The sequence below is a fragment of the Kribbella sp. NPDC000426 genome (assembly GCF_040300265.1).
Taxonomy (GTDB): domain Bacteria; phylum Actinomycetota; class Actinomycetes; order Propionibacteriales; family Kribbellaceae; genus Kribbella.
Genome location: NZ_JBEPDK010000001.1, coordinates 721601 through 734830, shown reverse-complemented (window position 1 = coordinate 734830; position 13230 = coordinate 721601). Strand labels below are relative to the sequence as shown.

The 13230-nt window shown below is 68.1% G+C and carries 15 protein-coding genes; 8 read left to right on the top strand and 7 right to left on the bottom strand.

The features are described from left to right. Positions 1–110: 110 nt before the first annotated feature. Positions 111–1118, top strand: a complete 1008-nt coding sequence (locus ABT313_RS03635) for a GntR family transcriptional regulator (RefSeq protein ID WP_350848258.1) — start codon at positions 111–113, stop codon at positions 1116–1118. On the opposite strand, the gene ABT313_RS03630 is transcribed toward ABT313_RS03635, so the two are convergent. Continuing rightward, positions 1115–2548 carry an MFS transporter gene (locus tag ABT313_RS03630; RefSeq protein ID WP_350848256.1) on the bottom strand — a complete coding sequence of 478 codons (1434 nt, stop codon included), beginning with the start codon at positions 2546–2548 and terminating at the stop codon, positions 1115–1117. The two genes, ABT313_RS03635 and ABT313_RS03630, sit on opposite strands and share 4 nt — an antisense overlap. A gap of 101 nt (positions 2549–2649) precedes the next feature. Here ABT313_RS03630 and ABT313_RS03625 point away from each other — a divergent pair, with 101 nt between their 5' ends. Then, entirely contained in the window at positions 2650–3531 is an 882-nt protein-coding gene (locus ABT313_RS03625) for a helix-turn-helix transcriptional regulator (protein ID WP_350848254.1), read from the top strand. Here ABT313_RS03625 and ABT313_RS03620 read toward each other — a convergent pair whose 3' ends face one another. Further along, positions 3532–4440: a LysR family transcriptional regulator gene (locus ABT313_RS03620; RefSeq protein WP_350848252.1), complete on the bottom strand. Its 909-nt coding sequence runs from the start codon at positions 4438–4440 to the stop codon at positions 3532–3534. A 73-nt stretch (positions 4441–4513) separates the two neighbouring features. Here ABT313_RS03620 and ABT313_RS03615 point away from each other — a divergent pair, with 73 nt between their 5' ends. Further along, a complete protein-coding gene (locus ABT313_RS03615) occupies positions 4514–5425 on the top strand; it encodes an EamA family transporter (protein ID WP_350848250.1) in 912 nt (303 codons plus the stop codon). Here ABT313_RS03615 and ABT313_RS03610 read toward each other — a convergent pair. From ABT313_RS03610 to ABT313_RS03600, 3 genes are read right to left on the bottom strand one after another with little or no spacing between them, the layout of a single operon-like run. Next, on the bottom strand, positions 5414–6058 hold the full coding sequence (locus ABT313_RS03610) for a flavin reductase family protein (protein ID WP_350848248.1): 645 nt from the start codon (positions 6056–6058) through the stop codon (positions 5414–5416). The genes ABT313_RS03615 and ABT313_RS03610 overlap by 12 nt on opposite strands. Positions 6059–6094: 36 nt before the next feature. Next, positions 6095–6766, bottom strand: a complete 672-nt coding sequence (locus ABT313_RS03605; protein WP_350848246.1) for a TIGR03943 family putative permease subunit — start codon at positions 6764–6766, stop codon at positions 6095–6097. After that, on the bottom strand, positions 6763–7734 hold the full coding sequence (locus ABT313_RS03600; RefSeq protein WP_350848244.1) for a permease: 972 nt from the start codon (positions 7732–7734) through the stop codon (positions 6763–6765). The genes ABT313_RS03605 and ABT313_RS03600 overlap by 4 nt, the downstream gene beginning before the upstream one ends. 74 nt (positions 7735–7808) lie before the next feature. Between ABT313_RS03600 and ABT313_RS03595 the strand changes: the two genes are divergently transcribed. After that, the gene (locus tag ABT313_RS03595) at positions 7809–8978 is read left to right on the top strand and encodes a serpin family protein (RefSeq protein ID WP_350848242.1); all 1170 of its coding nucleotides are present in this window, start codon (positions 7809–7811) and stop codon (positions 8976–8978) included. Here the strand turns inward: ABT313_RS03595 and ABT313_RS03590 are convergent. Both ABT313_RS03590 and ABT313_RS03585 read right to left on the bottom strand, forming a co-directional pair. Then, the gene (locus ABT313_RS03590; RefSeq protein WP_350848240.1) at positions 8959–9507 is read right to left on the bottom strand and encodes a TetR/AcrR family transcriptional regulator; all 549 of its coding nucleotides are present in this window, start codon (positions 9505–9507) and stop codon (positions 8959–8961) included. The genes ABT313_RS03595 and ABT313_RS03590 overlap by 20 nt on opposite strands. Next, positions 9482–9913: an SRPBCC family protein gene (locus tag ABT313_RS03585; protein WP_350848237.1), complete on the bottom strand. Its 432-nt coding sequence runs from the start codon at positions 9911–9913 to the stop codon at positions 9482–9484. The genes ABT313_RS03590 and ABT313_RS03585 overlap by 26 nt, the downstream gene beginning before the upstream one ends. Before the next feature lie 84 nt (positions 9914–9997). Here ABT313_RS03585 and ABT313_RS03580 point away from each other — a divergent pair, with 84 nt between their 5' ends. From ABT313_RS03580 to hydA, 4 genes are all read left to right on the top strand, one after another. Further along, the gene (locus tag ABT313_RS03580) at positions 9998–10192 is read left to right on the top strand and encodes a hypothetical protein (RefSeq protein WP_350848235.1); all 195 of its coding nucleotides are present in this window, start codon (positions 9998–10000) and stop codon (positions 10190–10192) included. Between the two features lies 1 nt (position 10193). Continuing rightward, positions 10194–10871, top strand: a complete 678-nt coding sequence (locus ABT313_RS03575; protein WP_350848234.1) for a PhzF family phenazine biosynthesis protein — start codon at positions 10194–10196, stop codon at positions 10869–10871. A 72-nt stretch (positions 10872–10943) separates the two neighbouring features. Then, entirely contained in the window at positions 10944–11786 is an 843-nt protein-coding gene (locus ABT313_RS03570; protein WP_350848232.1) for a nitrilase-related carbon-nitrogen hydrolase, read from the top strand. Between the two features lie 30 nt (positions 11787–11816). Then, positions 11817–13223, top strand: a complete 1407-nt coding sequence (hydA, locus tag ABT313_RS03565) for a dihydropyrimidinase (protein WP_350848230.1) — start codon at positions 11817–11819, stop codon at positions 13221–13223. The last annotated feature ends 7 nt before the right edge of the window (positions 13224–13230 follow it).

Below are 13230 nucleotides of genomic sequence, written 5' to 3'. Positions count from 1 at the left end.
TGGCGGAATCACTGAGGCGCTGCTGACGAATGAGTCTGTGCCAAGTCATTCCCTTTGGCAACAGATTCATGCGAATGAATTTTCGGATTCATCCCGGTAGAGTCAGCGCTGTGACTGACGTCGTACGGGGCCAGAAGGCACGGCTCCTGGCCGCCGAGCTGCGCCGGGGGATCGCCGAGCTGCGCTGGCCGGGCGGCAAGCTGCCGACCGAGCAGCAGCTGGCCGCCGAGCAGGGCGTCAGCCTCAACACCGTTCGCCGGGCGGTCGACCTGCTGGTCCAGGACGGGCTGGTGTACCGCCGTCAAGGCTCAGGGATGTACATCGCGAGCCCTAGCACCGGTCCGCTGATCGGTGTCGCCGTGCCGTCGATGACGTACTACTACCCGCGGATCATCGTGGGGATCGAACGCGAGCTGGCCAAGCACGGCGCCCAGATGCTGCTCCGCAGTACCGAGTGGGACTCCGCAGAGACCAGGCTGGCGATCGATGGGCTCGTCGGTGCCGGTGTCGCCGGTCTGATCGTCGCACCGGACACGGCCGAGCTCGAGGAGCTGGATCTGCCTGTGGTGCTGGTGGAGCGTGGACTGGAGGACCCGGCCACCCTGCACGAGTTCGTCGGCACGAACCACGCGGCCGGTGCTCGGCTGGCACTGAAGCACCTGAAGGAGCTCGGGCACACCCGGATCGCCTACCTCGAACGCACCAGCCCGCATACCGCACCGCAGGTGCGAGCCGGGCTGGGTGACGTGCCAGTGCTGGGCCGTGCGCTCGACCGCTGGACCGGTGCGGACGTCGAGCGCTTCTTGACCGAGGTACGGCGGGAGCGGGTCACCGCCGTCATCTGCTTCGCGGACCGCGAGGCCAACCTGCTCCTCAACGTGGCGCTGGCCCGCGGGATCAACGTACCGGGTGAGCTGTCGGTCATCAGCTACGACGACGAGATCGCCGAGTTGTCCGACGTACCACTGACCGCTGTGTCGCCGGCGAAGCTGGAGGTCGGTCACAGAGCGGTCGAGGTACTCCGGGCGCGCCTGGCGGACCCGGAGTCACCTCGTCGGCAAGAGTCGCTCGTTCCACGGCTCGTAGTCCGTGAGTCGACCGGACCAGCCCTGCGTTAGCGACTGCGGAGCTGGTTGGTCACCGGGGTCATCAGTAGTGAGATCGCGGTGATGGCCAGGGCTACCGCGGCCAGTGCGCCGCCTTGGCCCCAGGAGCTGCCGGCCAGCGACAGGTAGGCCGTGCCGACCGTGGCTGCGCCCAGAGCCAAGCAGGTCTGCTGGCTGGTGAGCAGGATGCCGCTACCGAGACCTGCCTGTGCCGGCGGGACCTGACTGAGTACGACACCCATCAGCGGCACCATGACCAGGCCGGAGCCGAAGCCGGCGATCAGCATCGGTACGGCGAGCTTGAGCGGGTTCACGTCCGGCCACAGGGTGAGTGCAGCGACCGCGAGTACGGCGTACCCGACGCCCTGGATGATCCAGCCGCGGACGATGAGGCCGGCGCCGTACCGCACCTGCAGGCGTGGTCCGTAGATCGAGGTGATCAGGAACCCGACAGCCATCGGCAGCAGGCTCAGACCGCCTTCCAGCGGGGACATGTGCGCCTCACCCTGGGTGGCGATCGCGAACACGAACATGAAGCCGCCGAACGTGGTGAAGAACGCGACCGCCAGCAGGAGGCCGATCCGCATCGCCCGCAACCGCAGCACCGTCGGCGGGATCAGGGGAGACCGGTCGGACTGCTCTGACCGGTGCTGGTGTACGCCGAGGGTCAGTACGGCCGGAATCGTCGCTGCCAGGCAGAGCCAGGTCCACAGTGGCCAGCCGAGCGGCCTGCCCTCGGTGAGCGGCAGGAGCAGCAGGACCAGCGTCAGCGCGAGCAGTGCGGCTCCGACCAGGTCGACCCGCTGCGCCTTGCCGGCCTTGGTCTCCGGGATCAGCCGGACTGCCGCAGCCACGCCCACGATCCCGACAGGGACGTTGACCAGGAACACGGCCCGCCAGCCGAGGTCGAAGACGTTTGCCTCGACCAGTACGCCGCCGAGAATCTGGCCGAACGCCGCCGCCGCACCGCCTGCGACGCCGTACATGGCCATGGCGCGGGCGCGGTGTTCACCGGTGAGGACGCTGGTGATCGTCGCCAGCACCTGCGGGGTGACGGCGGCGCCGGCCGCGCCCTGGACGACGCGGGCGACCAGGAGTACGCCGATGCTCGGGGCGAGGGCGCAGATCAGCGACATCACGGTGAAGCCGATCAGCCCGATCAGGAACAGGCGTTTGCGGCCGAACTTGTCGCCGAGGCGACCGCCGACCACGAGGAGGGTCGCGACGGCGATGCCGTAGCTGCCCACCACGAGTTGGAGCTCGCCCGAGGTGGCTCGCAGGTCCGAGCCGATCGCGGGCAGAGCGACGTTGATGACGAAGAAGGAGAGCATCGGCAGGAAGGCACCGAAGATGAGAGTCGTGAGGGTCACCGGCTTCAGCGGGGCGGCGACGGCCTGCGGCCGGGCGGGCACTCCGGTGGCGGCTTGGAGCTGGTCTGTCATGCGTCCAGCCTGGACGGACTCCGAACCTGGTGGTGAGAGCCTGGTTATCCTATTACTGACAGCACCTGGCACCAGGATCGAACTGTGCCCATGATGGAACCATGACCACTCTCCCAGCCGCCACCGACAGAACCGTGCCGGCCCAGCGGCGAGAGCTCGGGGTGTTCCTGCGCAGTCGGCGGGAACGCATCCGGCCGGACGACGTCGGGTTCGCGCCCGGCGGCCGACGGCGTACGCCGGGACTGCGGCGCGAGGAGGTTGCGCTGCTCGCCGGGGTCGGGGTCACTTGGTACACCTGGCTCGAGCAAGGGCGCGACATCAACGTGTCCGCGCAGGTCCTGGACGCGATCGCGACGGCGCTTCGGTTCGACCGGCAGGAGCGCATCCACCTGTACCGGCTGGCCGGGATCCGCTCCGATCCGGCGCCGGGAGTGTGCTCGGCGCTGCCGCCGTCGGCGCAGAAGACCCTCGACGCGGTCTCGCCGTACCCGGCAGTGGTGCTGAACAAGCGGTACGACATCCTCGCCTTCAACGACGCGTACTGCCGGGTCATCATCGATCTGGAGAAAGTGCCGGTCGAGGACCGGAACATGCTCTGGCTGAACTTCGTCTCGAACGAGTGGAACTGCAGCTTCGTCGACGCCGAGTCGACCAAACACCACATGGTCGCGGCGTTCCGGGCGGCATCGGCCGACCACCTCGGTGACGCGCTCTGGCAGGACCTGATCCAGAGCCTGCTCAGGAACTCGCCGTACTTCGCCGAGTTGTGGGAGCGGTACGACGTCGCAGCGCCGAGCACCCGGACGAAGATGCTGGAGATCGACGGGTTCGGGATCCTGCGGATCGATCCGATCAACCTGTGGCTGTCGCCGGTCGGGCCGTTGCGGGCGACCATCTACACGGCGCTCGACGAGGAGACCGAGGTCAAGCTCCGGCAGATCGTCGATGCGCCGTCGGTGGAGCCTGCCTGCCGGCTCAGCTGATCAGGCCGTGTCGCGGTCCGGCCAGGCTGACTTCAGGGTTTCCAGGGTCACCGCGATCGCCGGGCGGCGCGACGTGGTCGTCCGCCAGACGGCGTACAGGCGGCGGGTCGGCGCGGGCTGCAGGGGTACGACGACCACGCCGGCGGGGACCGGGCCGCGGCCGAGGCGGGGGAGCAGACCGATGCCGATGCCGCGGGCAAGCATCGCGAGCTGGGTCTGATACTCCGCGATCGAGTACGCGACCTCCGGCTCGACGCCGGCGCGACGCATCGTCCGGATCAGCCACTCGTGGCAGATCGACCCGGCCGGCTGGCAGATCCAGCGCTCGCCCACCAGGTCCTCCGCCCGCACGAACTCCTTGCCGGCCAGGCGATGCGACGCCGGCACCAGTACGTCGGCCGGATCCGTGCCGAGCTTCGCCCGTGACAAGCCTTCGGGCAAGGCGAGCGGCGTGTTGTGCCAGTCGTGCACAACCGCCACGTCGATCTCGCCACGATTGACCGCCGCCACCGCCTCGAACGGATCGGTCTCGCGGACGCGAATGTCCAGCCCTTCGTGATCATGGACGAGCCGCACCAGCGCCGACGGCAGCAACCCGCGCGCGGCGGTCGGAAAGGCGGCGATGCTGAGCGTCCCGATCGCCTGCCCACGTTGCTCGTCCAGCGTCAGCTCGGCGTCCTCGACCAGCGCCAGAATCCGGGCCGCCGTCGACGCGAGCTGCTGGGCGGCGTCGGTCAGCACGATCCCGCGCCCTTGCCGCTCGATCAGCGTCGTGCGCGTCTCGCGCTCCAGCTTCGCCAGCTGCTGCGACACCGCGGAGGGTGTGTAGCCGAGCACCTCGGCGGCCCGGTTGACCGACCCGTACTGCGCGACCGCGTGCAACGCGCGGAGCCGACCGAGATCGATCATGTAGCACTCCTACATTGAAGGCGATAGAAATCGGTGCTGGTCCTTAAGTGTACCGCCACCCACACTGGACCGTATGAAGCCTCGTGACCTGCTCCTCGCGCTCGCCGTCGTCGTTGTCTGGGGCATCAACTTCGTCATCATCGAGGTCGGTCTGGAGGGCGTGCCGCCGCTCCTGCTGTCCGCGCTGCGGTTCTTCTTCGCCGCCGTACCGGCGATCTTCCTGCTCGGCAAACCGCGCGTCCCCTGGCGGTACGTCGTCGGCGTCGGGCTCGCGCTCGGTGTGGCCAAGTTCGGTCTGCTGTTCATCGCGATGGACCACGGCGTGCCGGCCGGTCTGTCGTCGCTCGTCCTGCAGGCCCAGGTGATCTTCACGGTCCTGTTCGCGATCGCCGTACTGCGGGAGCGTCCGCGGCCGGCTCAGCTCATCGGCATCGTGATCGCCTGTGTCGGGATCGCGCTGATCGTCCTCGACCGCAAGCTGTCGGCCCCGCTCGGCGCGCTGGTTCTCGTCATCGTCGCGGCCGGCTTCTGGGGTGTGTCGAACACGATCACCCGCTACGCCAAGCCACCGGACACGCTGCGCTTCATGGTCTGGGTGAGCGCGGTCGCCGTCGTACCCCTGCTGGTCCTCTCCCTGATCACCGAAGGACCGCGCGCCGACGTCGACGCGCTGCGCGACATCAACCTCAGCGGCATCGGCGCGATCGCGTACCTCGCCTTCGGCGCCACGCTGTTCGGCTTCGGGGTGTGGGGCTACCTGCTGAGGCAGTACGACGCGAGCACGGTCGCGCCGTTCTCACTGCTCGTGCCGATCGTCGGGATGTCGGCCGCCTGGGTACTGCGTGGCGAGGCCGTCGGGCTGCAGCAAGGGATCGCCGCAGTACTGGTGATCGGCGGTATGGCCTGCACGATCATCCGGCGCCGGACCCCGCGCGCAGTAAAGCCCGCGGAGTCCGGCGACCCGGAGCTGACGTCAGTCGCCTGACCCGACCGGGATCGGCATCGGCGGCATCTGCCAGCCGCGCGCGAGCGAGGACGCGTACGCCGGACTGCCGCCGGCGAAGTACTCGGTGAACTTCATGATCAGCGGATCCCACCGCAGCGGGTCGATGTAGCGGTCGTTGCTCATCAGCAGGTCCTCGCGGACCCGGACTCGCTCGACCCGCATCTCCAGCGAGCACAGGTGGGAGTCCGGCCCGCCGATCTCGTTGATCGCCACGATGCGGCCTTCGAGGTTGATCGGGCTCTCGACGACGGTGTGGAGGGCGGACAGCTCACTCGGCTCACGGGTCAGCCCGGCCGCGGCGAACTTGTCCGGCTCGTACCGGTATCCGCGCGCCCGCTTCGAGTCGGACATCTCCTGCGACCCGGTCAGCAGGGCGATCCGGTCGAGCGCGGCGACCATGTCCGGATCGACCAGATTGAGGACGATCTCCGGCCGCTCGACCAGGTTCTTGACGGTCTGGGCGCTGGTCCCCATCCCTAGCATCGCGGTGTACCCGAGCCACCACGCGGACGACATCGGGGCGAGGTTCGTGGTGCCGTCGGGGTTGAGGGAGCTGATCAGTACTACCGGCGTACCGAAGTACAAGACCTTGGGCTCGACAGTTCGCTTCATGGGCATGGAACGGCGCAGCGCCGGAATGTGTGAGGGCTACTCGTACGGGTTCGCCGGCGCCGTAGTCGGCGTGATGGTCTCGACGGTCAGCGCGGCGACGTCGCCGTCGACCCGCCTGGTCGGCTCGCCCCATTGGCCCGTGATCGTGACCCACTGGTTCTTCGGCGGCGCCGCCTGACCACGGGCCTCGACCATGTACGCCGTACCGTCCGCGACGCAGCAGGTCAGGCCGATGCGGGTCACGTACCAGACGCCGTTCTTGGCCGGGGTGACGAAGCCGGTGAGCTGGAACGAGTGGCCTTTCATACTGTCCTGCTCCCACACCGCCCAGACGGCGTAGTCGCGGACCGCGAGGGCCGTGGGTCCACTTGTGTTCCCGCCCAGCCAAGACGCGCCTTGAGCCGGTTTCGCGGCAACAGGCGACTGGCGTTGGGCGGCGTCGGCACCGAGCGCAGGCGGGTCGACCACGAGCAGGGCGAAGATCGGAACAACGAGCAGCCAGGCGGTCCGCGGCAGGCCGTGGTCGTGCTCCTCCCGGGTCCTGATCAGTACGTCGGTGACGGCGAGCGCGATCAGGATCAGCCCGGCCGCCAGCAACATCCACCGCATGCCGGGCTTGACGTAGCGCAGGTACGTCCCGGACGTCGCGAGCTGCAGCACCGCCGCGCCGACGAACACCATCACCAGTCCGGCGATGTTCCGCTTCACAGCAACCACCACCCGACGAGCAGACTGGCGACGAGCGCGATGACGAAGGTCGTCGGCGCGAACCGTACGGCGAACCTCGGCCCGAACGTCCCGGTCTGCAACGCGATCAGCTTCACGTCCACGATCGGCCCGACCACCATGAACGCAAGCCGCGCGGTGAGCGAGAACTGCGACAAGCTCGCCGCGACGAACGCGTCCGCCTCGGAACAGATGGCCAGCAGGACGGCGAGCAGGCCGAGGATCACGACCGACAGCAGCAGATTCCCGGCGACGTGATCCAGCCAGGTCCGCGGTACGACGACGTTGAGCGTGGCTGCGGCGGCGGCGCCGATCACGAGGAATCCACCGGCGTGCAGGAAGTCGTGCAGCATCGCGGACCGGAACACGTCGAACTTGCCCGCGTCGTGCGCATGCCGGTTCTTCGGCGGCTTCAACCCTTTGCCGGTCAGCAAGTACAACCAGCCAAGGACCATCGATACCGCGAGTGACGTGACCGCTCGTGCGACCACCACCTTCGGCTGGCCGGGAAAAGCGACCGCTGTCGACGTGAGCACGACCGGGTTGATCGCCGGCGCAGAGAGCAGGAAGGCGATCGCTGCGGCGGGCGTGACCCCCCGGTTCATCAGCGCGGCCGACACGGGCACCGACGCGCACTCGCACCCAGGCAGGACGACGCCGGACGCGCTGGCAACCGGGACCGCGAGGGCAGGGTTCTTGGGCAGTGCCTTGGCGAAGAACGACGCCGGCACGAACGCGGTCAGCGCAGCTGACAGCAGCACACCGAGGACGAGGAACGGCATCGCCTGCACGGTCACGCCGACGAACATCGTCGCCCAGGTCCGGATCCCGTCCGCGGTGAACCAGCCGGAGAAGACCCGCCGCCCGAACAGCGCCGTACCGACCAGCAGGATCAACGTCGCGGTGAACGCGATCGAAGACCCCGAGGACTCCTCCTTGGCCGTTGCCATGCGGGAATGCTGGCAGAACCCCGCCGGAAATGAAAATCAGCATCAACAGAGCCGGGCGTGGCAGTGTGGTGGGTATGAATGCCGACGTGGTGCGCGCAGTCACTGACCTCACGGCTCGCTGGGCTCGGAGTCTTCCGGCGGGCAATACCGTCGTGTCCGGGCTGGGGCTGTGGCCGCTGCTCGCGTTGCTTGCGACCGGGGCGGACGAGCCTGGCCGGAGCGAGCTTGCCGCGGCCGCCGGGGTGGACGCGGCGAACGGTTCGACCGACGCGATCCGGCTGATCGAGGCGATCGAGGGATCCGCCGACCTGCATGCCGCGCTCGGTGTGTGGGTGAGCGAGCAGTTGAAGCTCGCGGAGTCGTTCGACACCGTGATGCCCGCTCCGCTCGTCGGCATGCTCACCGGCAACCCCGCGGTCGACAAGCCGAAGCTGGACGCGTGGGCCGCCGATCACACCGACGACCTGATCCGCGAGATGCCACTCGAGCTCGACCCCGGCGTACTCCTCGTGCTCGCGTCGGCCCTGCTGCTGCGCACGACCTGGGTCCGCCCGTTCACCGAGCAGGTCCGGCGCGTGCCTGATGGGCCGTGGGCAGGCTCGTGGCACTGGCTCGACCGCGTCGACTCGGACCTCGACGCCGTAGGGCGGTACGGCGACCTGACGGTCGTCACGGTGCAGGGCGATGCCGATGTCGACGTACTGCTAGGGATCGGGCAACCGCAGGCCCCGCGGGCCGACGTGCTGGCCGGCCTCCTGGATGCGGTCGCCGACCCAAGCGACGGAGTGTCCGGCCAGACCCTGATCGAGCAGGGCGAGCAAGGCGCCGAAGTCGCGCCAGGCGTACGGATCGGGCAGACGACGTCGGCGCGGCCGGATCTGAAGCTGTCACTGCCGTCGTTCAACGTCGAGATCGAGCACGACCTGATGCAGTCACGTGAGCTGTTCGGCCTGACCGCCGTCACCTCGGATCCCGGCGATCACGGCCACTTCAGTGCGCTCAGCCCGACTCCGCTCCAAGTCGGGCAGGCCAAGCAGAAGGTGCTCGCGCGGTTCTTCGCGACCGGGTTCGAGGCGGCGGCGGTGACGGCGATGGCGATGACCCGGGCCGCGATGATCACGACCAAGCAGCGCCGGCTCGAGCTCGCGCTGGACCGGCCGTTCGCGTTCACCGCCGTACTGCGGGAATCGCGGCTGCCGATCGTGGCCGGCTGGGTGGCGACGCCTACCCAACCGGGGGACTGAACAGCCGGTTGAGCAGCGCGGACGCCTCGTCGACGCCCGCGTGATCGCCGGTCAGCAGCAGGTCGAACAGCAGACCCCGCGACGCCGCCAGACCGAGCCGCGCGTACGCCGGTGCCTCGTCCGCCGGGAGCCCCGCGCGGATGCATAGCTCGATCAACGGCGGCAACCAGACGTTGATCAGATCCGCCTTGAGCGACTCGGTGTGCGGCAGATCCTGCATCGCGTGCGCGCTGAGCTCGAAGAACAGCGGTCCGTAGATCAGCGCCGCCTCTGTGACCCGGCGCCAGAACAGTTCGTTCTGCTCGGCGACCGGGAGGTCGGTCGCCAGCACCTCGGCCAGCAGGTCACGCTGCTGCTGCTCGACCGTGCGCACCACTTCGGCGAGCAGCCCCTCGCGGGAGCCGAAGTGGTAGATCAGCATCCGGTGGCTGGTGCCGACCGAGGCCGCGATACTGCGCAGGCTGGCGTCGCCGATCCCGTTCTTGGCGAAATGCTCGACCGCGTCAGCCAGCAGACTCTCTCGACTCACTGACTTCCTTCAGCTTCTCGGTCTCGGTGGCGATGTAGCGCTTGGTCAGGCCCGCGTACAACCTGCCGAAGAGCCAGCTGAGCGGACCTTCCTGGATGATCGTCGCGGTCGCCACCGTACCTTCCGGGGTGCTGATCACGCGGTGCCCGCCGGTCGTCTTCAGCCCGGGAGCGGTGGAGACCCACTCGAAGTACTCCCCGTCCTTCAGTTCGGTCACCTCCCAGACGGCGACCTTGAGCTTGGGCTGGCGGATCCGGGTGCGGGACCCGAGATGGATCCGGCCCGCGTCGAGCCGCTCGACGGAATCGACAGTCGGGGTCCAGTCGGGCCACCGCTCGACATCGCTGAAAACCTCCCAGACCCGCTCTGGCGAGGCCTGGATCGTGCTGGAGTGATCGAAGCGCATGTACCAAATGGTACATCAGGTCTGTGTGAGGCTTCTGTGGGCGGTCTGCCGGGCCGATCCCGGCGGCAGGTAGGGTCTTGGCCCATGGCTGACCAGAACGTCCCGCAGAACGTGGAGAACGAGCAGGACCCGGGTGCGAACACGCAGATGTTCCGCGCGTTCGTCAACGAGGGCTCGACCGAGACGACCCGCGATCCGAAGATCAACGGCCGCGTGCTCGCCGTCATCGGCGCCGCCGTGCTGCTGATCGCGGTGATCGCCGCCATCGCAGTTCTCTGACTTGACCTCGATCCCCGTCCAGGTCGTCCACGTCTTCACCGACCCGGACGGCCGGTTCGGCAACCCCCTGGGCATCGTCGACGGCCGCCTCGTCCCGGCCGCGGACCGGCAACGGCTCGCCGCCGAGCTCGGGTACAGCGAGACCGTGTACGTCGACGACGCCGCGACCGGCACGCTCCGCATCTACTCCGCCACCGGCGAGATGGCCTTCGCCGGCCACCCGACCGTCGGCGCAGCAGCCTGGCTGCACTCGACCGGCCAGCTGGTCGACACTCTCCACGTCCCGGCCGGCGCCATCGCCGTCACCCGCAGCGACGATCTCTTCTCGGTCCGCGCCGACACGACCTGGGGCAGCACCTGGGAATGGCGCCAACTCGACTCGCCTGAGGCGGTCCTGGCGGCCGAGCCCACGTCGTACGACGCCGGCCACACCTTCCTTTGGTCCTGGCTGGACGAGCCCAGCGGCATCATCCGCGCCCGTGCCTTCGCTCCCGCGATGGGCGTCGTTGAGGACGAGGCCACCGGCTCCGCGGTCACCCAGCTGACCGCCCAACTCGGCCGCGACCTCCACATCGTCCAAGGCGCCGGCTCGCACCTCTACACCACCCACGAGCCCCCGACCCACGCCACAGTCGGCGGCCACGTCCGCATCGGCAGCGCCCGCACCATCACGATCTGACCCCGATCGGGGCATCCGTTGACGGCTGGTATGTAACGGATAGAGCATGGGACCTCTACTTGGGGAGGTCTTGTGGCGGACGTTGTCAGGGCTGCTTTGGTGCAGACGTCGTGGACCGGCGACAAAGAGTCCATGATCAAGGCGCACGAGGACTACGCGCGGCAGGCGGCCGCCGCGGGTGCGAAGGTGATCTGTTTCCAGGAGCTGTTCTACGGACCGTACTTCTGTCAGAAGCAGGACGCCGAGTACTACGAGTACGCCGAGTCCGTGCCGGGCCCGACGACCGAGCGGTTCGCCGCGCTGGCGCAGGAGCTCGGGACGGTGACGGTGCTCCCGGTGTACGAGCAGGAGCAGCCGGGCGTGCTGTACAACACCGCGGCCGTGATCGATGCCGACGGCACCTATCTGGGCAAGTACCGGAAGAACCACATCCCGCAGGTGAAGGGTTTCTGGGAGAAGTTCTACTTCCGCCCGGGCAACCTCGGGTACCCGATCTTCGACACCGCGGTCGGGCGGATCGGCGTCTACATCTGCTACGACCGGCACTTCCCGGAGGGCTGGCGCGCGCTCGGCCTGGCCGGCGCGAAGATCGTCTTCAACCCGTCGGCGACCAGCCGCGGGCTCTCGGCGTACCTGTGGAAGCTGGAGCAACCCGCGAGTGCGGTCGCGAACGAGTACTTCATCGGCGCGATCAACCGGGTCGGCATCGAGTCCGAGTTCGGCGAGAACGACTTCTACGGGACGTCGTACTTCGTCGACCCGGAAGGCAAGTTCGTCGGCGAGGTCGGCCATGACCACGATCCGGAACTGATCGTCCGCGACCTGGACCTCGGACTGCTGGACACGGTCCGGGACCGCTGGCAGTTCTACCGCGATCGCCGCCCGGACGCGTACGGAGACCTCACCAAGCCGTAGAACCTCAGCGCTCAAAGGGGAGTGGCCTGAATGTCGTTGCTGGTCAAAGGTGGAACCGTCGTCGGACCGACCGGAACCAGGGTCGCGGACGTGCTGGTCGAGGGCGAGAAGATCGTCGCCGTACTCGATCCGTCGTTCACGCCGACGATCACCGCGAACGAAGTGATCGATGCCTCCGGCAAGTACGTGATCCCGGGCGGGATCGACGCCCACACCCATATGGAGATGCCGTTCGGCGGTACGTCGGCCAGCGACACCTTCGACACCGGGACCCGGGCCGCGGCGTACGGCGGAACGACGACGATCATCGACTTCGCGATCCAGCGCACCGGTGAGGTCGTGCAGGACGGGCTCGCAGCTTGGCACGCGAAGACCGAGGGCGAGTGCCACATCGACTACGCGTTCCACATGATCCTCGGCGGCGTCGACACCGATGCGCTGAAAGCGATGGACCAGCTGGTCGCGGACGAGGGCATCACCAGCTTCAAGCTGTTCATGGCGTACCCGGGCGTCTTCTACTCCGACGACGGGCAGATCCTGCGGGCGATGCAGACCGCGCGGGCCAACGGCGCGATGATCATGATGCACGCGGAGAACGGCATCGCGATCGACGTCCTCGTCCAGCAGGCGCTGGAACGTGGCGAGACCGACCCGATCTACCACGGGATCACCCGCCCGGCGGCTTTGGAGGCCGAGGCGACGAACCGGGCGATCGCGTTGGCCGAGGTTGCGCAGGACTGCCCGCTGTACATCGTCCACCTGTCCGCGAGTCAGGCGCTGGCCAAGGTCGCCGAGGCGCGGGACCTCGGGCGGAACGTGTTCGCGGAGACCTGTCCGCAGTACCTCTATCTGACGTTGGAGGACCAGCTCGGCGCGCCCGGGTTCGAAGGTGCGAAGTGGGTCTGCTCGACGCCGTTGCGCAGCAAGCACGAGTCGCATGCCCGCGATCTGTGGAAGGGTCTGCGCAGCAACGATCTCGCGATCGTGTCGACCGACCACTGCCCGTTCTGCATGAAGGATCAGAAGGAGATGGGCATCGGCGACTTCTCCAAGATCCCGAACGGCATCGGCGGCGTCGAACACCGGGTCGACCTGATCTTCCAGGGCGTTGTCGACGGCAACATCTCGCTCGAGCGCTGGGTGGAGACGATCGCGACGACGCCGGCCCGGATGTTCGGGCTGTACCCGCAGAAGGGCATCGTCCAGCCCGGATCCGACGCCGACCTGGTGATCTACGACCCGAACGGGACGACCCGGATCGGGGTCGAGACGCATCACATGAACATGGACTACTCGGCGTACGAAGGGGTCGAGATCCAGGGCCGGGTGGGCACGGTGATCTCGCGCGGCGAGGTGATCGTGGCTGACGGCAACTATCATGGCCGCAAGGGCCGGGGGAAGTTCCTGAAGCGCGGCCTGTCGTCTTACTTGATGTAGGGGGAGA

Coding starts and splice junctions, on each gene's coding strand:
- ABT313_RS03630 (WP_350848256.1), bottom strand. CDS start 2,548: ATGACAGACCAGCTCCAAGCCGCCACCGGAGTGCCCGCCCGGCCGCAG.
- ABT313_RS03625 (WP_350848254.1), top strand. CDS start 2,650: ATGACCACTCTCCCAGCCGCCACCGACAGAACCGTGCCGGCCCAGCGG.
- ABT313_RS03620 (WP_350848252.1), bottom strand. CDS start 4,440: ATGATCGATCTCGGTCGGCTCCGCGCGTTGCACGCGGTCGCGCAGTAC.
- ABT313_RS03615 (WP_350848250.1), top strand. CDS start 4,514: ATGAAGCCTCGTGACCTGCTCCTCGCGCTCGCCGTCGTCGTTGTCTGG.
- ABT313_RS03610 (WP_350848248.1), bottom strand. CDS start 6,058: ATGAAGCGAACTGTCGAGCCCAAGGTCTTGTACTTCGGTACGCCGGTA.
- ABT313_RS03600 (WP_350848244.1), bottom strand. CDS start 7,734: ATGGCAACGGCCAAGGAGGAGTCCTCGGGGTCTTCGATCGCGTTCACC.
- ABT313_RS03595 (WP_350848242.1), top strand. CDS start 7,809: ATGAATGCCGACGTGGTGCGCGCAGTCACTGACCTCACGGCTCGCTGG.
- ABT313_RS03585 (WP_350848237.1), bottom strand. CDS start 9,913: ATGCGCTTCGATCACTCCAGCACGATCCAGGCCTCGCCAGAGCGGGTC.
- ABT313_RS03580 (WP_350848235.1), top strand. CDS start 9,998: ATGGCTGACCAGAACGTCCCGCAGAACGTGGAGAACGAGCAGGACCCG.
- hydA (WP_350848230.1), top strand. CDS start 11,817: ATGTCGTTGCTGGTCAAAGGTGGAACCGTCGTCGGACCGACCGGAACC.